The 19,449-nt window shown below is 54.6% G+C and carries 19 protein-coding genes; 9 read left to right on the forward strand and 10 right to left on the reverse strand.

Going from position 1 to position 19,449, the window contains the following annotated elements:
* Positions 1-610: 610 nt before the first annotated feature.
* From ACT3UM_RS07905 to ACT3UM_RS07920, 4 genes are all read right to left on the reverse strand, one after another.
* A complete protein-coding gene (locus ACT3UM_RS07905) occupies positions 611-2,416 on the reverse strand; it encodes an acyl-CoA dehydrogenase C-terminal domain-containing protein (RefSeq protein WP_144815482.1) in 1,806 nt (601 codons plus the stop codon).
* A 243-nt stretch (positions 2,417-2,659) separates the two neighbouring features.
* Positions 2,660-3,427, reverse strand: a complete 768-nt coding sequence (locus ACT3UM_RS07910; RefSeq protein WP_035583813.1) for an SDR family NAD(P)-dependent oxidoreductase — start codon at positions 3,425-3,427, stop codon at positions 2,660-2,662.
* A 26-nt stretch (positions 3,428-3,453) separates the two neighbouring features.
* On the reverse strand, positions 3,454-5,124 hold the full coding sequence (locus ACT3UM_RS07915; protein WP_498897671.1) for an AMP-binding protein: 1,671 nt from the start codon (positions 5,122-5,124) through the stop codon (positions 3,454-3,456).
* Between the two features lie 205 nt (positions 5,125-5,329).
* Positions 5,330-5,902, reverse strand: a complete 573-nt coding sequence (locus tag ACT3UM_RS07920; RefSeq protein ID WP_498897673.1) for a TetR/AcrR family transcriptional regulator — start codon at positions 5,900-5,902, stop codon at positions 5,330-5,332.
* A 126-nt stretch (positions 5,903-6,028) separates the two neighbouring features.
* On the opposite strand from ACT3UM_RS07920, the gene ACT3UM_RS07925 reads away from it, so the two are divergent.
* Positions 6,029-7,216 (forward strand): acetyl-CoA C-acyltransferase, encoded by a 1,188-nt coding sequence (locus ACT3UM_RS07925; protein WP_498897675.1) that lies wholly within the window; start codon positions 6,029-6,031, stop codon positions 7,214-7,216.
* Between the two features lie 59 nt (positions 7,217-7,275).
* On the opposite strand, the gene ACT3UM_RS07930 is transcribed toward ACT3UM_RS07925, so the two are convergent.
* From ACT3UM_RS07930 to ACT3UM_RS07940, 3 genes are all read right to left on the reverse strand, one after another.
* Entirely contained in the window at positions 7,276-8,349 is a 1,074-nt protein-coding gene (locus ACT3UM_RS07930) for an SLC13 family permease (protein WP_498897677.1), read from the reverse strand.
* Between the two features lie 143 nt (positions 8,350-8,492).
* Positions 8,493-10,181 (reverse strand): methyl-accepting chemotaxis protein, encoded by a 1,689-nt coding sequence (locus ACT3UM_RS07935; RefSeq protein ID WP_498897679.1) that lies wholly within the window; start codon positions 10,179-10,181, stop codon positions 8,493-8,495.
* A gap of 24 nt (positions 10,182-10,205) precedes the next feature.
* The gene (locus tag ACT3UM_RS07940) at positions 10,206-10,619 is read right to left on the reverse strand and encodes an arsenate reductase ArsC (protein WP_498897681.1); all 414 of its coding nucleotides are present in this window, start codon (positions 10,617-10,619) and stop codon (positions 10,206-10,208) included.
* Between the two features lie 148 nt (positions 10,620-10,767).
* Here ACT3UM_RS07940 and arsH point away from each other — a divergent pair, with 148 nt between their 5' ends.
* The 8 genes from arsH to ACT3UM_RS07980 all read left to right on the forward strand — a co-directional run bounded on the left by arsH (position 10,768) and on the right by ACT3UM_RS07980 (position 15,990).
* Positions 10,768-11,487 carry an arsenical resistance protein ArsH gene (gene arsH, locus ACT3UM_RS07945; RefSeq protein ID WP_498897683.1) on the forward strand — a complete coding sequence of 240 codons (720 nt, stop codon included), beginning with the start codon at positions 10,768-10,770 and terminating at the stop codon, positions 11,485-11,487.
* A 13-nt stretch (positions 11,488-11,500) separates the two neighbouring features.
* The gene (gene arsB, locus ACT3UM_RS07950) at positions 11,501-12,577 is read left to right on the forward strand and encodes an ACR3 family arsenite efflux transporter (RefSeq protein WP_498897685.1); all 1,077 of its coding nucleotides are present in this window, start codon (positions 11,501-11,503) and stop codon (positions 12,575-12,577) included.
* Positions 12,578-12,592: 15 nt separating this feature from the next.
* On the forward strand, positions 12,593-13,261 hold the full coding sequence (locus ACT3UM_RS07955) for an NADPH-dependent FMN reductase (RefSeq protein WP_498897687.1): 669 nt from the start codon (positions 12,593-12,595) through the stop codon (positions 13,259-13,261).
* Between the two features lie 17 nt (positions 13,262-13,278).
* Positions 13,279-13,680, forward strand: coding sequence for an arsenate reductase (glutaredoxin) (gene arsC, locus ACT3UM_RS07960; protein ID WP_498897689.1), 402 nt, complete (start codon positions 13,279-13,281; stop codon positions 13,678-13,680).
* Positions 13,677-14,243, forward strand: coding sequence for an RNA polymerase sigma factor (locus tag ACT3UM_RS07965; RefSeq protein WP_498897691.1), 567 nt, complete (start codon positions 13,677-13,679; stop codon positions 14,241-14,243). The genes arsC and ACT3UM_RS07965 overlap by 4 nt, the downstream gene beginning before the upstream one ends.
* A gap of 95 nt (positions 14,244-14,338) precedes the next feature.
* Positions 14,339-15,346: a permease gene (locus ACT3UM_RS07970; protein WP_498897693.1), complete on the forward strand. Its 1,008-nt coding sequence runs from the start codon at positions 14,339-14,341 to the stop codon at positions 15,344-15,346.
* 17 nt (positions 15,347-15,363) lie between these two features.
* Positions 15,364-15,600, forward strand: coding sequence for a thioredoxin family protein (locus ACT3UM_RS07975; RefSeq protein ID WP_498897695.1), 237 nt, complete (start codon positions 15,364-15,366; stop codon positions 15,598-15,600).
* Between the two features lie 81 nt (positions 15,601-15,681).
* Complete coding sequence (locus ACT3UM_RS07980) at positions 15,682-15,990, forward strand: CC/Se motif family (seleno)protein (protein WP_498897697.1); 309 nt, start codon at positions 15,682-15,684, stop codon at positions 15,988-15,990.
* Here the strand turns inward: ACT3UM_RS07980 and ACT3UM_RS07985 are convergent.
* From ACT3UM_RS07985 to ACT3UM_RS07995, 3 genes are read right to left on the reverse strand one after another with little or no spacing between them, the layout of a single operon-like run.
* Positions 15,955-17,118 carry an MFS transporter gene (locus ACT3UM_RS07985; RefSeq protein WP_498897699.1) on the reverse strand — a complete coding sequence of 388 codons (1,164 nt, stop codon included), beginning with the start codon at positions 17,116-17,118 and terminating at the stop codon, positions 15,955-15,957. The genes ACT3UM_RS07980 and ACT3UM_RS07985 overlap by 36 nt on opposite strands.
* Positions 17,115-18,326: an organoarsenical effux MFS transporter ArsJ gene (arsJ, locus tag ACT3UM_RS07990; RefSeq protein WP_498898022.1), complete on the reverse strand. Its 1,212-nt coding sequence runs from the start codon at positions 18,324-18,326 to the stop codon at positions 17,115-17,117. Before arsJ ends, ACT3UM_RS07985 begins: the two co-directional genes overlap by 4 nt.
* A 4-nt stretch (positions 18,327-18,330) precedes the next feature.
* On the reverse strand, positions 18,331-19,377 hold the full coding sequence (locus ACT3UM_RS07995) for an ArsJ-associated glyceraldehyde-3-phosphate dehydrogenase (RefSeq protein ID WP_498897701.1): 1,047 nt from the start codon (positions 19,375-19,377) through the stop codon (positions 18,331-18,333).
* Positions 19,378-19,449 lie beyond the last annotated feature (72 nt).

The raw sequence follows: 19,449 nt of genomic DNA on the forward strand, positions 1-19,449 counted from the left end.
CAAACTCTTCAGTTTAAGATCTATGTGATCCTTACTCACTTACTTACGGACTAGCCGAAAGCAGCAAAAGCGGATCAAACTTGGCTCAAGGTTCAAACGAATTCATTCAAAACAGATCCCAAAGGACGAATCCCTTAAAACCTTATTGCTTGAGTCGCTTGCCTTGATATTGGGTGATTTGTCACCAACATCAGCAAGCGCCCACATGAATTACCTGATCAAATTGTTAAAGAGCTGTTTCGCTGCGGTAGCTATCTTGGCTACCCGGCTTGCCGTTGACTTGGCTTGCCTCAGCGAGGAAGGCGTATTCTACGCATTTCCTTACGTTTGTCAAGGGCGTTGTTTTTCGATGTAGAACTGATCACATCCAAAACCGCTAACTAATTGACAAACCGAAGCTTTTACACTTCATTCACCGCTGGTAACGCTTGGCGTCCCCGGCAGCGGATGCGTACTTTAAGGCCTCACTATCAAGATAGCAAGTAAAAGAAGTTATTGCGTATAAAAAAGCGGCAAAAGGTTGCCCTTTTGCCGCAAACCACCGATCAGAACGCCTGACCAGAGAGTGCCTGTTGGCGTGCTTTAGCTCACGCCTTCAGTAATTGACGCTTCAAATTTCAAAACCCAAACCAAAATCTTCGCTGGAGATAGCCATTAGGCTGGAAGCGCCTGATTGGATCATCTGCGCATGAGCCTTGGTGCGCGGCAATAGCCGCTGGTAATAGAAACGGGCAGTATTCAACTTAGCGGCATAGAAGGCTTTATCGTCGCCCTCTAGCGATGTAGATGCCTGCTTGGCCGCGCGGGCAAATAGATAGGCCAGCGTGACGTAGCCTGAATACATAAGGTAATCAACACTCGCCGCGCCGACTTCTTCACGGTCTTGCATCGCCTTCATACCCACGCCCATGGTTAGCTCGCCCCACTCTGCATTGAGCTTCGCCAGTGGTTCGACAAATTCCTTAAGGGCTGGATTGTCAGCTTCGGTTTTGCAAAATTTATGGATCTCTTTGGTGAAAACCTTTAGCGACTCACCTTGGCTCATGAGCACTTTACGGCCCAGCAGATCAAGCGCCTGAATGCCTGTGGTGCCTTCATAGAGTCGAGTAATACGCGCATCACGCACCAACTGCTCCATGCCCCACTCTTTAATAAAGCCATGGCCGCCGTAGATCTGCACACCCTCGTTAGTGCTTTCAAAACCAACTTCGGTCAGGAAGGCTTTAACAATAGGCGTTAGCAAGCCAAGCAGGGTTTCAGCGTGATCTCGCTCTGCACCCGGCTCACCATGCTCCACTACATCGAGCATTTGCGCGGTATAAAGCACCAACATACGCCCGCCTTCGGCGAAGGCTTTCTGGGTCAGCAGCATGCGGCGCACATCAGGGTGGACAATAATCGGATCAGCAGGCTTTTCAGGAGCCTGTTTGCCCGATAAGCCGCGCATCTGTAACCGATCACGGGCATAGCTCAATGAATTCTGAAAACTGGCTTCAATCAACCCCAGCCCTTGAATCCCCACCCCAAGACGCGCAGCGTTCATCATGGTGAACATACACGCCAAGCCTTTATTCGGGGCACCCACCAGATAGCCGGTTGCGCCATCGAAGTTCATCACGCAGGTGGCATTACCATGAATGCCCATCTTGTGCTCGAGCGAACCGCAGGTGACGCCATTACGCTCACCCACACTGCCTTGGGCATCAGGCAAGAACTTAGGCACTACAAATAGCGAAATACCTTTAGATCCTTCCGGTGCGTCGGGCAGTTTTGCCAAAACCAAATGGACGATATTTTCAGCCAGATTATGCTCACCGGCCGAGATAAAAATTTTAGTGCCGGTAATCGCATAGGCATCGCCATCAGCGGGCACTGCTCGGGTCTTGATCAATCCTAGGTCAGTACCGCAGTGCGGCTCGGTTAGGCACATAGTGCCCGTCCATACACCTTCAACCAGCTTGGTGAGATACGTCGCCTTCTGCTCATCGGTGCCATGATGGCGCAGCGCATCCGCCGCACCATGAGAGAGCCCAGGGTACATACCCCACGCCAGGTTAGTCGCGCAGATCATTTCCGACAGCAGCATTGCCAATGAAGGCGGCAAGCCCTGGCCGCCATGGGCAGGATCAGCGGCAAGGCTCGGCCAGCCGCCTTCTACGTACTGTTGATAGGCTTCTTTAAAGCCGCTAGGCGCTTTGACTTCGCCCCCCTCTAACAGGCAACCCTCTTCATCGCCACTCTGATTGATCGGGAGCAGTACGTCACGGGCGAAGCGTGCGCCCTCTTCTAGAATGGCACTGACCACGTCTGGCGATGCATCATCACCACTAGGTAGACGCGCGTAGTGAGCGGGGTAGTCGAGCATTTCGTCCATAACGAAACGCATATCACGAATGGGGGCCTGATAGCTGGGCATCACACTTCTCCTGAAATAGGGGGCTTGGAAGCCAATCAGATTCTTTTGAAAGAAGGCTTTCAAACACATGTTTGAAAACTATCGCGAGCGCCCCACAGAGTCAAGCGAGCGTTTGAATTTAGCCTTGAAACACACTAGAACTTTGGTCGCCTACGGAGTAACCCATTGACATCAATAATAAAAAACTCGCCAGCTAAAAGCTGACGAGTTTCTCTATTTCCCTTCCACCTACTTACCACTTACTTACTGCATGCGAATGCCGCCATCTAAACGGATCAACTCACCGTTCAGCATGGGATTGGTAATAATCTGCTCGGCTAATTGCGCAAATTCATCCGGCTTACCCAAGCGCTTAGGAAAAGGCACAGCGGCCGCTAGCGCCTGGGCGGCCTCGTCGGGAATCTCGCTCATCATCGGCGTTTCAAATACCCCCGGGGCGATGGCCATGACACGAATAGCATGCCGCGACAACTCCCGCGCCGCAGGCAAGCTCATACCCACAACGCCCGCTTTAGAGGCGCTGTAAGCACACTGCCCTACCTGCCCATCAAAAGCGGCGATAGAAGCGGTATTAATAATCACCCCCCGCTCGCCACTCTCATTAGGCGCATTTTTAGCCATTGCGGCAGCCGCGAGGCGCATGACGTTAAAAGTGCCGACCAGGTTGATATTGATCGTTTTGGTGTAGCTGTCTAAATCCGCTGGATTCCCCTCACGATCCACCAGCTTGGCTACGCTAACGACGCCGGCACAGTGAACCACCCCCGAAAGCCCACGCTCACCCCCCAGCGCTACCGCTGCGTCAACTGCCTGCTGCATTTGTTCGGCTGAGGTGATATCTGCCAGGCACGCTTGGGCCTGCTCCCCCAACTGCTCAGCATGGATTTTGACGCTATCGTTTAGGTCGCATAAAACGACGCGGGCACCTGCAGCGACTAACCGCTCAGCGGTTGCTGCCCCTAGCCCCGAAGCGGCACCGGTAATTAAAAAAGTACTCTCCTTAACCTGCATAACCGTATTCCCTATGGTCGTTATGTTTACTTAGCTGTTTTGGCTTCTTCTACCGCCTGGGCACGCAATTTGAAGCGCTGTATCTTGCCGCTGGGGGTTTTAGGCAGCTCATCGACAAACTCAATAATGCGCGGGAAAGCGTGGGTTGATAGCCGCTCACGCACACGTTGCTTGATTTCATCTGCAAGCTCATCACTTGCCTCATAGCCTTCGCGCAGCACGATATACGACTTAATCACTTCGCCGCGAATCTCATCGGGCTGTCCAACCGCCGCCGACTCAGCGACCGCAGGGTGCGTCATCACGCTGTTTTCGACATCCGTTGGCCCTACGCGATAACCCGCCGTGGTAATAATGTCGTCGTCGCGGCCAGCAAACTGGAAGGTGCCGTCTTCATTGCGGATAACCACGTCACCGGTCAGGTAATAGCCCTCTACAAAAGGGTTCTTCTCTTGCCAGGTGTAGCCCTGAAAAAAGTGCGCTGGAGATTGCTTGATATCCACCGCAAGGACACCTGGCTCACCGGCAGGCAGCTCTTTATACTCCGCGTCCAAAATCGCCAGACGATACCCCGGCATCGGCACACCCATCGCGCCCACATGCTTAAGGTGGTCAAGAGCATGGTGGTTATTACACGTCATGCCGGTCTCGGTCTGGCCGTAGTGATCCATAACCGGGCAGCCCAGCGACTTTTCAACCCAGGTCACTACTTCAGTATTTAGAGGTTCACCCGCCGAGCTAGCCGCACGCAGCTCAAACGTTTTATGGGCGTCATCAAACAGACCTGACGCCTTCATTAGGCGGTAAGCGGTCGGCGCTGCGGCAAAATTGGTAATATGGTGGCGCTTCATAAACGCCAGCGCCCCTTCGGCGCTAAAGCCTGCCTCGCAAAAATGCGTCGTCACGCCAAGCAACAAAGGCCCGGCAATCGCATAGTAGAGACCATAGGCCCAGCCGGGGTCGGCCATATTCCAAAAACGGTCATCGTCACGCAGGTCAATGGCCAGTTCCATATAGATCGCAAAAGCCGTCATACCTGCCAGAGGCACAGCAACCCCTTTTGGCTTGCCCACGGTGCCGGAGGTGAACATTTGCAGAAATGGCTCCTCGGGCGAGAGCCGCGGCGGCTTGTTGCTCATTGACGTATGCGTCAACGCTGACTGCCAATCGTGATCATCGCCGTGTTCACTGGTCGCTCCACCCACAGCCAGAACCGGCGGGCATTGGCTAAGGCCATCAAACTTATAGCGATTAGCGTGATCGGTAATCACTAGCTTGGTATCCGCACGACCTAATCGATAATCCACCGCATCGGGGCCAAAAGCGGTAAATAAAGGCTGATAAACCGCGCCAATACGCCAGGTGGCGAGCACTGCAATCAATAGCTGTGGTGACCGCGGCAGCATACAGGCAATGCGGTTGCCTTTACCCAACCCTTGGGACTCAAACCATCCCGCTAACTTCGCGCTCTGCTCATCGAGTTCGGCGTAGGTCAAGGTATGCACACCACCTTGAGTGTCTTCTTGAACCAGCGCCAGCACCTCGCCACGCCCCTCACGCACATGACGACCACAGCAAGCCTCAAAGGCATTCAGCAAGCCGTCCTGGTGGTCATCCAGGCGAGCAATAACGCTATCCACGGAGAAATTATCGCGATAGTGGTGATAGTCGGGCAGTGATTGTGATGTCGCTGTCATGATGGCTCTCTTATGTCGTTGTTACTTGTTGTTGGTAACGAGCTCTAGGCATTAAAGGTGGGAAAGTAGTCCGTCGCTATAATTATCCGTTGACGTTAACGTAACCCTATAGATAATAGCAACGCTAAAAGTAATCGGTGCAGAGAGCAAGCACTGTTATAAATTGTCGCGTTAGACGTTGGTCGAGGCGGTGGTCATCGAGGCATCAAGCAGGAGGGGTAGGCATAATCATGGCGACAAGCTCATCAGCAAGGTCATCGGGTGAGCGAGGGCCGTTAGGGTCGTACCAGCGAACCGTCCAGTTGAGCGCCCCCAGTACAAAGCGCGAGACAAGAAAGCGGTCACCATGAATCAACCCTGCTGCCAAGGCATCGTCAATCACAGCGACCCACAGCGCCTCGTAAGCATCGCGCAGATGGCTCAAATGGGCACTTGCCGCAGGATCCAGGCGACGCCACTCGAAGAGCGCCACCACATGCGCATTGCGGTCGGTAAATAGCGTTTCTAAATGAGCACGGGCCATGGCGCGTAACCGCATCTCAGGCTCGTCAGCACACTCAGCGAGGGCTTTGCGGGCAATCGCCAAGGCATTTTGGGTGCCCTCTTCGATAACCGCGGCGAGGATTTCCTGCTTATCTTTAAAATGGTGAAACAAGCTGCCGGACTTAATGCCCATTTCCTGCGCCAGCATACGCACCGTCGTGCGGTCAAAGCCCTCTTGGACGAATAGCTGAGCGGCGAGGCGCGTCAATTCCTTGCGACGAGGGGATGCATTCATTACATTCATGTCACTCACACTAGCGCTTGCTTGGTTACTCAGGAGAGAACCACAGCACCGCCTACGGGTCAATGTATCACCCACGACTCGATACGATAATCACAACAAAACTGAAGGAGATTGATCATGAGTAACCCCACCGATGTTGTATTTCTCGCCGCTAAACGCACCCCAATGGGTGGCATGATGGGCAGCCTCGCGAACATGACGGCGCCACAGCTCGGCGCTGTTGCCATCAAAGCAGCGATTGAAGCGTCAGGCATTGCCCCTGCTGCGATCGGCGAGGGCATTATGGGCTGTGTACTGCCTGCAGGCGTTAAACAGGGCCCAGCACGTCAGGCAATGCGACAAGCAGGCATTCCCGACGCCAATGGCGCAACGACAATTAATAAGCTGTGTGGCTCGGGCATGAAAGCCACCATGCTTGCCCACGACCTAATCAAGGCAGGCAGCGGCGATATTGTGCTGGCAGGCGGCATGGAATCCATGTCTAACGCCCCACACGTGCTGACCAAGGCACGCGGTGGCTATCGTTTAGGCCACGGCGAGCTCAAAGACCATATGTTTTTGGATGGGCTGGAAGACGCCGAAACGGGCAAACTAATGGGCGTGTTTGCTCAAGATGTCGCTTCGGATCGCGGCTATACCCGTGAGCGCCTGGATGACTTTGCCATTGCCTCACTTGAGCGCGCCATGGCTGCCACCAACGCGGGCCACCTAAACGCAGAAATGGCGCCGGTGATGGTCTCCTCTCGCCAGGGTGAAACCCTGGTCGAACACGACGAGCAGCCCTTCCAAGCCAAGCTCGACAAAATCCGCCAGCTGCGCCCTGCTTTCGCCAAAGAGGGAACGATTACCGCCGCCAACGCCAGTTCAATTTCCGACGGCGCTTCCGCCCTTATATTGGCCAGCCAAGCAGCCGCCGATCAGCACGGTATTAAGCCACTGGCGCGCATGTTGGGCCACTCGACCCATTCACAACACCCTAGTGAATTCACCATCGCCCCTGTTGGCGCCATTGATAAGCTGATGAAAAAGCTGGACTGGCGCGTGAACGACGTTGATCTATTTGAAATCAACGAAGCCTTTGCGGTGGTGACACTAATGGCCATGGATGACTTGGGTCTCCCCCATGACAAGGTCAATGTATTTGGCGGTGCCTGCGCCCAAGGCCACCCCATTGGCTCCACCGGCTCGCGTATTATTGCCACACTGATTCATGCCCTGCGCACTAAAGGCGGCAAACGCGGCATTGCTAGCTTGTGCATTGGCGGCGGCGAAGCGACGGCCGTCGCCGTCGAGCTAATCGACTAATTCGCGATCTTTAAAGAGAGAGCGGGAAGAGAGAGCTGAAAGAAAACGCCCTGGCACTGTTACCGAGCCAGGGCGCTTAGCCACACAGCGGCAAACAACCAACCAAGCCCCAGCATGGGAAGCGACCAGCGATGGAACTCCAACAACATCCCCGGCTGGCGCGCCAATCGCAGCGCGATTAAATTAGCCATTGAGCCAATCACTAAACCAAAACCGCCCACGCTGACACCCCAGGCGAGCGGCTGCCACTCACTCTGCTGGGCAAGCAGTAGCGTTGCCGGTACGTTGGATAGCAGCTGTGAGAGCAGCACACCGACGCTGGTATCGCCACCTGGCCACTGCTGCATCGTGGCAATCGCCTGCCGAACGACGCCCAACTCACCGATCACACTCAAATTTACAAACATTAAGACAAACACGACCAGCAACAGCCAATCAATGCTGAACACCGCCCGTCGGGCCACGATCAACATCACCAGCAGAACGCCTGCCATTGCCTGGGCCGCCCAGCCCATTTCAACGGCGAACAAGAACAGCGGGTAGCCGATTAGCGCGGCCCATAACGGCTTTTGTAACCGCTCATTGGGCGCGCTTGCCACTGTATCCAAGCGTATTAACGCGTTAGGAAACGCCAAGGGAACGAGAAGCAACAGCAGCACCATCAGCCCCACTCCCAGCGGCAGCATGACGGATAAAAACTCGCCAAAACTAACGCCTGAATGCTGCCATAAATAGAGGTTTTGTGGATTACCTATCGGGCTCAGCGATGACCCAGCGTTGACCGCCAGCGCCTCAAATACAATCAAACGCCCAATCGGCAGTGCCGCCATTCCTGCCAAGCTAAGCGTCAGCGGCACCACAATAAACAGCGCCACATCGTTGGTAACTACTGCGGAAAGCAGCCCCGAAAACATTACCAGCCCAACCGCCAGGCGACGCTCGCCACGCAGGTGGGCTAACAACCGCCGCCCCCAGAGGGTTAAATAGCCGCTCAGCTCTAATGCTCTACTAAGCACCATCAGGCCCGTCAACACCGCCAGGGTTTTCCAGTGAACACGTTCAGCCATCTCCATCAGCGACTGAGGCTGCAGCCACCACAGAACGCCGCCTAGGCCGCTCATAAGGAGCAGCATAGGATCGTTAAGAAAACGCTGAACAAACACGCTAACAGATGTCGCTAACCGCTTTGTTGCAAACACGCCATAGACCGCTCAGAGAAAACCGCATGATAGCGCTAACTGACTCTGAGTAAACGTAAATTGCTCACATCAGCATGCTAAGCAGAAGCCATTAAGCTGGCTTGACGGCGAACCTGGGTATCAGCCAAGGCGGTGTCTTGATGGCTAAGCTGCTCCCATTCGGGATATTCGGCGTGCTCTTCACTCACTTCAGCCAAGCTTGAGTCTTTCTCTACCACGCTAAACTGGCCAGCATATTCACGCATCTGCAAGGCTTCTTGAGACAACACCTCTGCGCTCTGGGCTGCTTGATTGACTAAGCGCATGGTGTCTTGGGTGGTGGTATCAATTTGGGTCACCGCTTGATTGACTTCTTCAATGCCTCGCCGCTGCTCCTCAGAGGCATGGGTGATTTGCGTCATCAGCGTGTCCACACTACTCGCTGCCTGCATAATCGCCCGAGTATGTTCGCCGGCCTGTTGGGACAGAACGCTACCCTGCTGAACACTCGCACTCGACGCTTCAATGCGCGTCCGTATATCGCTGGCGGCACTGGCACTGCGGGTTGCCAGCGCACGCACTTCATTGGCCACCACCGCAAATCCACGCCCATGTTCACCGGCGCGCGCCGCTTCAACCGATGCATTGAGCGCTAAAATATTGGTTTGAAAAGCAATACCTTCAATCATGCGAATAATGCTTTGAATCTCTTCGGAGTGATCATTGATCGCCTCCATCGTAGCGATAAACTGGCTAATTACCTCGTCACCCTGCTGCGCTTTGTGGGACACATCCGCCGTGGACTGATTAACATGCGCCGCGCTTTCAGCATTCTGATTCACCGTGGCGGTGAGCTGTTCCAAGCTCGCCGCCATTTGCTGCAAGGCCGAGACTTGAGTGTCGGTTTGGCTCGCCAGAAGTTGGTTCTGCTCGGTCATCTCCTGGCTGTTGCTATACACCTGCTGACTACTTGCGTTAAGTCGCTTAACAGTCGCCGTCAACGAGTGCTGCATCTTGTCCAACTCACTAAACAGCTGACCAATTTCGTTGGTTGAGTGTGCTGTTACCGGCGCTGACAGATCACCGCTAGCAATGCGCTGAAAATGCCCAGTGATCGTTTTTAATGGTCGCAGCACGTTTTTACGCACACCCCAGACCACCACGGTTACCACTAGCAGCGCAGCACCAAGCGTGGCAATTACGCCCCAAAAAAGTAACGATGAGATTTGCTCAAAGCGCATTAGCAAGTTGTTACCCCGCAGGGTAGAAGCGCTATAAAAAGCCTCGGCGCTTTCCACAAAGTGCTGGCTGCTCTCATCCACCCGTGACTCACCTGAGAAAAAACCGGATATATCGCGCTCTTCTAGCATCATCATCTGAAGGTTGAGATTATTGTTAACGAATGATTGAAAGCTCGACGCTAACTGATCCACAAGTGCCTGTTGATTTTGATCAAAATCACTCGCTGTAAATTGAGAGAAATTCTCAGTGGCTGAGTCAAGCAACCGCTGGGCTTCTTCTATCAAGGGGTCAGGCCGATCAAATGAAGGGGTACGGATTAACTCCGCCGCACGGTTCATCTGAATACGCGCCCGCAATAGCTGGGAATAGGCGCTATCGAGGTTGCTAATTTGCGCCATGTCGCGCTCATGGAGCGAGGTAAATGCCTCACGGCCAAAATGGTTGGCGAACAGCCCCAGCGCGCCAATAACGACCACCAAGCCACTCAAGGCGACGAGTACCAGCGTCCAACTCGCTTTGACGCTTAAGTTATTAATCCATTTCATCTCGACACACCCCTTTCATTAAGATTAATCAGACGTGTGGAGGGGCAGCCACAGCTGCAGGCGCCGACGAATCTCTAATAACGCCTGCTCATAAGCATCTGACTTGCCAATCAGGCGAGGGTCGCGAATATCCCAGAACAGCACCTCGCCCGCCTTTCCTTGCCATTCACGGCAGGCTTGCTGGGCTTTGTCGCAAAGCACAATGACAAAATCGAAGGTTTCGTTTTCAAACTCATCCAGCGACTTACTGCGCAAGCTTTCGGTGGGCAACCCCTGCTTGCGCAACGCTTCAAGGGTCAATGCATGGGGCTGATCGGGCTCAGACCCGGCACTAAAGGCTTCAAACCGATCAGCTGCCAAATGGCGAAGCAGCGCCTCTCCCATCAACGACCGTGCAGAATTAGCATTGCAGAGAAACAACACGCGGCGCTTCGACATAAATAAACAGCCTCTTATTTGATTGATGGCTGCCAATCTACGCCTGGATCATGACGGCATTATTGCAACGGGTAGGCTGCGCTGGAAATATATGGAAAAACATATATTATGAAGCAACTAACCGATCATGGCTTACAGGTAGAACCTAATGTCCCACTTCGATGACTTACCCAATATTGACGCCACGCTTTTCGAGCCCCCCAGCAGCGAGCGGCTTGGAGTACCACAGCGTGCTGAACATGCACCTAAAATATTGCTGCTATACGGCTCGCTACGTGAACGCTCTTTTAGTCGTTTAATGGTTGAGGAAGCCGCACGCTTGCTCAATGCCATGGGCGCAGAAACGCGCATCTTTGACCCCAGAGGGCTGCCATTACCGGATAGTGAAGAGGCCAGTCACCCCAAAGTCGACGAACTACGCACACTAGCCCAATGGGCCGAAGGCATGGTGTGGTGCTCCCCGGAACGCCACGGTGCCATGACCGGCATTATGAAAACGCAAATAGACTGGATCCCGCTCTCCCTGGGCGGCGTACGCCCCACCCAAGGCAAGACATTGGCCGTGATGCAGGTATGCGGCGGTTCGCAGTCCTTCAATACCGTCAACCAACTGCGTATTTTGGGGCGCTGGATGCGTATGCTGACAATTCCCAATCAATCCTCCGTGCCCAAAGCCTTTATGGAATTTGATGATAACGACCGCATGAAAGCCTCCCCTTTCTACGACCGTATCGTCGATGTCATGGAAGAGCTGGTGAAATTCACGCTGCTGGTGCGTGACCGCAGCGAACTGCTTACGGATCGTTACTCGGAGCGCAAAGAGAGCGCGGAAGAAGTCTCCAAACGGGTTAATCAACGCGCCATTTAATCAGGAGCTTCACATGTCAGCACTGCAAGATAACGCATCGCCCTCCACTGCCGAAGGCATGGGAGTCTTTGAACGCTACCTCTCACTTTGGGTAGCACTTGCTATTGTGATGGGCATTTTAGTCGGGCAATTTATCCCGGCGGTACCGGAAACGCTGTCACGCTTTGAAGTGGCGCAGGTGTCGATTCCGGTGGCGGTACTTATCTGGGCGATGATTTTTCCCATGATGGCGCAAATAGACTTCACCTCACTGCTAGGTGTGCGGCGCCAGCCAAAAGGCTTAATCATCACGACCTCTGTTAACTGGCTGATAAAACCCTTCACCATGTTCGCCATCTCCTGGCTCTTTCTGATGGTGATCTTTCGGCCCTTTATTCCCGCTGAGCTAGCCAGCCAGTATTTAGCCGGTGCGATTCTGCTCGGCGCTGCGCCCTGTACCGCCATGGTATTTGTGTGGAGCTACCTAACCCGTGGCGATGCGGCCTACACCCTGGTACAGGTGGCGCTAAACGACCTGATTATGCTGTTCGCGTTCGCTCCTATCGTGGTCTTTCTGCTGGGCATCTCCAATATTCAGGTGCCCTGGGACACCGTCGCCCTCTCAGTGGTGCTGTATATTGTGATCCCACTGGCGGCGGGTTATATAACCCGGCAAACCCTGATTAAAAAACGCGGCGCCGAGTGGTACGACAACGTGTTTATGAAGCGCGTTGGTCCGATCACGCCGATTGGCTTGATCATTACCCTGGTGCTGCTGTTTGCCTTCCAGGGCGAGGTCATTCTGAATAATCCGCTGCATATCGTGCTGATCGCGATCCCGCTGATTATTCAGACGTTTCTGATCTTCTTTATCGCCTATGGCTGGGCTAAAGCCTGGAAGTTGCCGCACAATATTGCCGCCCCGGGGGCGATGATTGGTGCGAGCAATTTCTTTGAGTTGGCAGTGGCTGCTGCCATTGCGCTATTTGGCTTACAGTCGGGCGCGGCACTGGCCACTGTGGTGGGCGTTTTGGTCGAAGTGCCGTTAATGCTGGCGCTGGTAAGAATTGCCAATAAAACCCGCCATCATTTTCCGGCAGAAGCTAATTAATCGGGAGTAAGCGCTATGGCTCACTATTTGGTATTTCTAGGTTCAACCCGCACCAGCACACCGCCCTCCCCGGCACGCCTCGGCGAGCGGGTAGCAAAGGCCTGCGGGCGCTTGCTTTCATCGTTACCGCATACCACGGCTGAAATTATTGACCCGCTGGCACTAAACTTAAGCGATCCGTTTAAGCCGCATTTTGCTTACGCAAAAGCCGATGTGCCGGAGGACTTAGCAGCGCTGGCTGATAAAATCGCCGCTGCCGATGGCTATGTGATGGTCAGCCCTGAATATAACCACTCAATGAGCCCGGCGCTTAGTCATCTGCTTAACCACTTCGGCGCATCGCTGTTTGCGTTTAAACCCAGCGCCATCGTGACCTACTCAATGGGCCAGTGGGGCGGCGTGCGTGCGGCAGTCGCCATGCGTGCGTTTCTCTCCGAGCTTGGCTGCCTGCCCGTATCCGCCATGATTCATATACCTAAAGCTCAGGAGGCGCTAAACGAAGAGGGGCAATTTGAGCAAGAGCATGAACGTTGGGAAAGCTATTTTGGCCGCACGTTAGGCCAACTCATGTGGTGGGCGGAAGCCGCGGCTAGCTATAAACAGCAGGTAGATCCAACGCGGGTATCGCCCGCTTTTAAAACCGCGCCCTCGCAACGCAACGCGCCCGGCAGTGAAAGCAACTAATCGATCGTGAGGTCACCATGCCCGTCACTATTTACCACAACCCCAACTGCGGTACGTCGCGCAATACCCTGGCGATGATCGAAGCCTCTGGCGAATCGCCGGAGGTGATCTATTATTTGGAAACTCCGCCCACCCGCGAAAAGCTGATCGAGCTACTCGCGATGATGCAGTTATCACCTCGGGAATTGCTACGTCGAAAAAACACCCCCTATGATGCGCTAAAACTGGATGATCCTTTATTGAGCGACGATCAACTTATCGACACCATGATGGCCCACGCGATTCTGATTAATCGCCCTATTGTGGTGACCAATAAGGGCACACGCCTGTGCCGCCCTTCCGAGCAGGTATTAGCGCTTTTGGAAACACCGATCAAACACTTCACCAAAGAAGACGGTGACATAGTGACCTATCCATGAGGAAAAACGCTGCCTCACCCTGCATTGAGGAGGCTTGGAACAGCCATCATCAGGCACTGCGCTATTACCTCTTGGCGCTATGCAACAATCGGGACGCCGCCGACGAAATCTTGCAGCGTGTCTATGTAAAAGCGCTGACGCATCGCGCCCAGTTTTGCCAACTGGCAGAACCCAAAGCGTGGCTTTATACGGTCGCCAAACATGAGTGGATTGATGAGTTGCGCCGCTCAACGCCTGACTCTCAATCGCTAGATACCGCGACAGCAACACCATTGCCTGAACACACTGATACCCACCTTCCCTTAGCGAGTCTGGCTACCTGCATCGCGAAGGCACTGGCTCATTGTACTGACGAAGACGCGGATATTGTTGGGGCCTGTGACCTTAACGGCGTTAAGCAAAGTGACTATGCCCAGCGTCATGGCTTAACGCTCCCTGCGACCAAAACGCGGCTACTGCGCGCCCGGAAACGTCTTCGCGAAACCTTGGTTGCCCAGTGCGGGATCGTCTTTGATGACCAAGGCCATATCTGCTGCCATCGGGCGATACCCTTTCCCGAATAACTCCCTTAGCGAATATTTATTTGGCTTTTCCCTGCATCCTTTTCCACATTGCTCCGTCTTCTTTATAGAACCGTTCATATAAAAGGAAGGCAGCGATGTTGGAGATCTTTACCTGGCTGGCCAGTTGGCTGGTATACGACCTGGGCGGTTTAGACCCTAATAGCAAGTTAGGCAGCTCACTGCACTTTTTCGTCGAGGACACGAGCAAGATTTTTGCGTTGCTGGTGGTGATGATTTACGCCATTGCCTTGTTACGCGCCTCGCTCAATCTGGAGCGGGTGCGTTATTACATTCAGCAAAAGAACCGTTTCGCAGGCTACGGCTTAGGCGCTGGTTTTGGCGCGATAACACCGTTCTGTTCTTGCTCAAGCATTCCGCTGTTTCTCGGCTTTACCAGTGCAGGCATTCCGCTGGGTATCACCATGGCGTTTCTGTTTACTTCACCGATTATTAATGAAGTTGCCGTTATCATGCTGTGGAGCCTGTTGGGCTGGGAATTCACCCTGATGTACATCGCCATCGGAATGACCGTAGGCATAGGCGGCGGCATACTGCTCGATAGCCTAGGCGCTGAACGCTGGTTAAAAGACTTTGCGGCGAAAGCCTATCAGAACGCAGCAACAAGCCCGCAAGCAAATCGGCCTGCTCCGGAACCTGCGTCACTCACTTTGATAGAACGCCACCAATTTGCACGCAATGAGCTTTACGAAATTGTCGCGCGGATTTGGAAGTGGATCATCATCGGCGTGGGGCTGGGCGCCGCGCTGCATGGCTTTGTCCCGGATGACTGGTTTAGTAACAACCTGGGCAGCGGCCAATGGTGGAATGTCCCCGCGGCCGTGTTAGCGGGGCTACCGCTTTACTCCAACGCGACCGGTGTCATCCCCATCATGGAAAGCTTGATTACCAAAGGGCTACCTGTCGGCACAACGTTAGCTTTCTGCATGAGCACCGTCGCAGCCAGCTTTCCTGAATTTATCATGCTCAAACAGGTCATGCTGTGGCGCTTACTGGCCACCATTTTCATCATTCTACTTATCAACTTTATGTTGGTGGGATGGTTAATTAACCTGCTGGCGCCCTGGTTGTTCAGCAGTCTGTAAACCCAAGAGGACAAAACATGAAAAAGATCGAAGTATTAGGCACAGGCTGCAAAAAGTGCACCGTCACCGCAGAGCAAATTACCGCGATTGCCAAAGAGTTGGGTACCGATGTTGAGGTGAGCAAAGTCACTGACCCACAAATCATCATGCAGTATCAAGTCATGTCGACCCCAGCGGTCGCGGTCAATGGCCAGCTTGCCCACAGCGGGGGTGTTCCAGATCGTAAAAAAATCGAAGCTATATTGAAAGCCTAAAGGCCTCAAGTTCACCTACTGCGCTCTGGCTCCCCGATTGCTTCCTGGTAAGCTGGGAGCTCTCTTTCGACAGGCGTCTCAATGCGGGAAATTATCGATGTGTCTGACGCTGCAAAAGCGTTTATCAAGCAACAGGGAGGCGTGGTGACTGTGCGCCTCTCCCCTCGCCACGGCTGCTGTGGGGGTCTCGCCAACGTTGCCGTCGCCGAGGCGAGTGCACCCAAAGACCCTTCGCTTTACCAGCGCCATAGTGATGAAGATATAACGCTCTTCATTGCGACAGAGCTTGCCTACCAAGAACTGCGTGTTGACGTTGAAGGGTTCTGGAAGTTGCGCCATCTGTATGTGGATGGCTCAAACCCGCGCTCTGGGCATACGAATAAACACTAGCGCTAGACACGCCGCCAGCATCAACCCCGTAGTCAGCCATAGCGCCCCAGCACCCTTATGCTCTATCAATAGGCCAAACAGCAGCGGTGCAAAGGCTTGCGCAGCCCTGGCCGGGGCGATAATCAAACCTTGACGCTGGCCAAACCCTTTTGGACCAAACAGCGCCAGCGGCAGCGTGCCGGAGGCAATCGTCATCATGCCATTGCCCGCGCCATGGAGTAGCGCAAATCCCGCGGCGGGCATACCCACTGTGGCTAGCAGTGCCGCACCAAGGGGGTGGAGCGTTGTGGCCACCCGCGCCGCCACCAATGGGTGCAAATGGCGAAGCAGTGCAAACTCGCCCAGCCGTGCGGCTACTTGCGCAGGCCCTACCAACGCTGCAGCGGCTACGGCCACCGAAAGCGATACGCCGGTTTCCTGGAGAAGCCTGGGCAGATGCGCTGCCATCGCCGTTGAGACAAACCAGCCCGCGGCAAACACATAGGCCAATAGCACCATCGCCAGGCGGGGCCGCTCTGGCGATGGCGCAGATGTTTCGTCATTTAAATGGTGGGTGCTATCACCGGCTTTGGGCAGGCGGGCATTCAGCGGTAGACCTATCACTATATGCATAATGGCCCAGGCGCCGCAGGTGGCCCGCCAGCCGAACTCATTTTCCAACAAGGCCGTTAGTGGCCAACCGATAGTGCTGGCAAACCCTGCCAGTAGCGTCACACCGGTAATAGAAGCACGGGCGCTGCGACCTAATAGCCGCCCGAGAGTAGCAAAGGCGGCGTCGTATAGCCCCATCGCCATGCCCACGCCGGTGATCAGCCAGGCGAGCATTAGACTGAAGAGCCCCTGGGACAGCGCCATGACCACCAAACCAAGCGCCAAAACAGCGTTTGAAGCCATCAGCACACCTCGCCCGCCTTGCTGGTCAATCAAGCGCCCTACGCTGGGGCCGAGCATAGCGGTTAACAGCAAGGCGGCAGAGAACGCCGCAAACACCCAGCTTGACGATATCTCCAGCTCGCGGGCCATGGGCACCGCCAGAATAGCGGGCAAGTAGTAACTGGATGCCCAGGCAAGGGTTTGCGCGCTGCCTAAGGTGAGCGTTAACCCCAGCCTGGGCGAAGCGCGGATCATGCGACTTGTTTAGGCAGTGCCAATGCCATTAATGCGCTGGCCGCCACTAGGGCCGCCGACACCCACAGGCAGGCGCTCAACCCATAGGCCATATACAGCCAGCCCGACAGTAGCGTGCCCACTAAACGCCCCATGGCATTGGCCATATAGTAGAAACCGACATCCATGGAGACGCCGTCGGAACGGGCGTAGTGCACGATCAAGTAGCTGTGCCAGCTGGAGTTAATCGCAAACAGCACCCCAAAGGCTAGCAGCCCGACGACCAGCCAGCCCACTTGCGCCAAGGGCAGCATCGCCAACACAATCGCCAGCACCGCCAGCGCCGCAGCCCAGCCAGCGGTAAGCGCCCGGGCATCCCCTCGTATCAGCCGGGTTAATTTAGGCGCCTGGGTTTGCACCCCACCATAACCGATCACCCATACCGCTAACAGCCCACCCACCGTCCAGTGTGTCCAACCATGTTGATCGTATAAAAACACCGGCAGTGCTACTACAAACCACACATCCCGCGCCGAAAATAGGCAAAAACGCGCCGCGGAGAGCACGTTAATCGCACGTGATTTTGAGAAAATTTCGGAGAACTTGGGCTTTACTTTTTGGCGGCCTAAATCCGCCTTTAGCCGCAGCAGCGAAAGCAGCAACACGCCGCCCAGCATCACCGCCATTACAAACACTGCCGCCTGGAAGCCAATCAAGGTGAGCAGCAGGCCGCCGACAAAAAAGCCCAGCCCCTTAAGCGCATTTTTAGAGCCGGTCAGCATCGCTACCCAGCGGTAGAGCGAGCTATTGGCGTTGACGCTCTCTTTGGGTACCAGCACCTTAACGGCGCTTTTAGCGCTCATTTTATTAAGGTCTTTGGCAATCCCCGAAATCGCCTGAGCGGCCATTACCCAGGCAACGGTCAGCAGGCTCGCGGGCACCATCAGCATAGCGAGCGCTATAATTTGCAGCCCAAGCCCTACATTCATGGTGCGATTGAGCCCCAACCGCGCGCCCAACCAACCGCCTACCAGGTTAGTCACCACGCCAAAGGCTTCGTAAAACAGAAACAGCATGGCGATGGCTAACGGCGAGTAACCCAACTGGTGAAAGTGCATCACCACCAGCATGCGCAGCGCGCCGTCGGTGACCGTAAACGCCCAGTAGTTGCCGGTAATCAACATGTATTGGCGCACCTCGAAAGGTAGCGCTTTTACCCGCGCAAGCATTGATTCAGCCACGAGTCACCTGCTCATCGCCCATCTGCCCACCGCCTACCATAACGGCCAACTCAGCGGTACGGTTAGCATAGCCCCACTCATTGTCGTACCAGGCGTAAAGTTTCAACTGGGTGCCGTTGATCACCATGGTAGAGAGCGCGTCAATAATTGAGCTGCGCGGATCGGTGCGGTAATCAATCGACACCAGCGGGCGCTCTTCATAGCCCAGAACCCCCGCCAGCGGGCCATCGGCAGCGGCTTTTAGCGCCTGATTGACTTCATCGACGGTCACTTCACGCTCAAGCTCGAACACCATATCGGTAAGCGAAGCGTTAGCCAGCGGCACACGAATCGCATGGCCGTTTAGCTTGCCTTCCAGTTCAGGGAAAATCGCGGTGATGGCTTTCGCCGAACCAGTCGTGGTGGGGATTAAGCTCATGCCGCAAGCGCGGGCGCGGCGCAGATCTTTATGCGGCGCGTCTAAAATCGTTTGGGTATTGGTGATGTCATGTACCGTGGTCATCGAGCCATGGCGAATACCGAAGCTCTCCTGGATGACTTTGACCACCGGCGCCAGGCAATTGGTAGTGCAGCTGGCCGCCGTCACAATGGGGTGCTGAGCAGGATCATAAAGATGGTCGTTCACCCCTACCACCACGTTAAGCACACTCGGCTCTTTGACCGGTGCGCTGACCACTATCCGGCCTACCCCTTGATCAAGGTATGCCTGCAGCTTTTCGGTGGTTTTCATTTTGCCCGAGCACTCGATCACTACATCGCAGCCTGACCAGTCGCTATCGGCAATGGCTTTATTGGCGCTGAAGGCGATGGATTGGTCATCGATAACGATAGCGTCATCTGTTGCCTCAATGCCCTTCCCAGGTGACCAGTGCCCGTGTACCGAGTCAAACTCCAGCAGGTGGGCAAAAGTGGCCGAATCACCGCCTGGGTCATTAATGCGCTCAAGCTCTACCGCACCAGATTCTACCTGCGCCCACAAGCTGCGCAGCGCTAAGCGCCCAATACGTCCAAAACCGTTGATACCGATACGTAGTGCCACGGGAGCCTCCTAAGCTAACTGATTTAAGCCAATTATTACGGGAAAGCATAACGGCTACATACGCTAAAACAT

This window comes from Halomonas sp. AOP13-D3-9 (assembly GCF_052379125.1).
Classification (GTDB): domain Bacteria; phylum Pseudomonadota; class Gammaproteobacteria; order Pseudomonadales; family Halomonadaceae; genus Vreelandella.

What these genes read in the sequence shown, in the direction of transcription:
- arsJ (WP_498898022.1), bottom strand. Translation starts at nt 18,326, where the DNA reads ATGCTTGCGCGGGTAAAAGCGCTACCTTTCGAGGTGCGCCAATACATG.
- ACT3UM_RS07985 (WP_498897699.1), bottom strand. Translation starts at nt 17,118, where the DNA reads ATGATCCGCGCTTCGCCCAGGCTGGGGTTAACGCTCACCTTAGGCAGC.
- ACT3UM_RS07980 (WP_498897697.1), top strand. Translation starts at nt 15,682, where the DNA reads ATGCGGGAAATTATCGATGTGTCTGACGCTGCAAAAGCGTTTATCAAG.
- ACT3UM_RS07930 (WP_498897677.1), bottom strand. Translation starts at nt 8,349, where the DNA reads ATGCTGCTCCTTATGAGCGGCCTAGGCGGCGTTCTGTGGTGGCTGCAG.
- ACT3UM_RS07935 (WP_498897679.1), bottom strand. Translation starts at nt 10,181, where the DNA reads ATGAAATGGATTAATAACTTAAGCGTCAAAGCGAGTTGGACGCTGGTA.
- ACT3UM_RS07955 (WP_498897687.1), top strand. Translation starts at nt 12,593, where the DNA reads ATGGCTCACTATTTGGTATTTCTAGGTTCAACCCGCACCAGCACACCG.
- arsB (WP_498897685.1), top strand. Translation starts at nt 11,501, where the DNA reads ATGTCAGCACTGCAAGATAACGCATCGCCCTCCACTGCCGAAGGCATG.
- ACT3UM_RS07970 (WP_498897693.1), top strand. Translation starts at nt 14,339, where the DNA reads ATGTTGGAGATCTTTACCTGGCTGGCCAGTTGGCTGGTATACGACCTG.
- ACT3UM_RS07920 (WP_498897673.1), bottom strand. Translation starts at nt 5,902, where the DNA reads ATGAATGCATCCCCTCGTCGCAAGGAATTGACGCGCCTCGCCGCTCAG.
- ACT3UM_RS07905 (WP_144815482.1), bottom strand. Translation starts at nt 2,416, where the DNA reads ATGCCCAGCTATCAGGCCCCCATTCGTGATATGCGTTTCGTTATGGAC.
- ACT3UM_RS07940 (WP_498897681.1), bottom strand. Translation starts at nt 10,619, where the DNA reads ATGTCGAAGCGCCGCGTGTTGTTTCTCTGCAATGCTAATTCTGCACGG.
- ACT3UM_RS07925 (WP_498897675.1), top strand. Translation starts at nt 6,029, where the DNA reads ATGAGTAACCCCACCGATGTTGTATTTCTCGCCGCTAAACGCACCCCA.
- arsH (WP_498897683.1), top strand. Translation starts at nt 10,768, where the DNA reads ATGTCCCACTTCGATGACTTACCCAATATTGACGCCACGCTTTTCGAG.
- ACT3UM_RS07915 (WP_498897671.1), bottom strand. Translation starts at nt 5,124, where the DNA reads ATGACAGCGACATCACAATCACTGCCCGACTATCACCACTATCGCGAT.
- ACT3UM_RS07910 (WP_035583813.1), bottom strand. Translation starts at nt 3,427, where the DNA reads ATGCAGGTTAAGGAGAGTACTTTTTTAATTACCGGTGCCGCTTCGGGG.
- ACT3UM_RS07965 (WP_498897691.1), top strand. Translation starts at nt 13,677, where the DNA reads ATGAGGAAAAACGCTGCCTCACCCTGCATTGAGGAGGCTTGGAACAGC.
- arsC (WP_498897689.1), top strand. Translation starts at nt 13,279, where the DNA reads ATGCCCGTCACTATTTACCACAACCCCAACTGCGGTACGTCGCGCAAT.
- ACT3UM_RS07975 (WP_498897695.1), top strand. Translation starts at nt 15,364, where the DNA reads ATGAAAAAGATCGAAGTATTAGGCACAGGCTGCAAAAAGTGCACCGTC.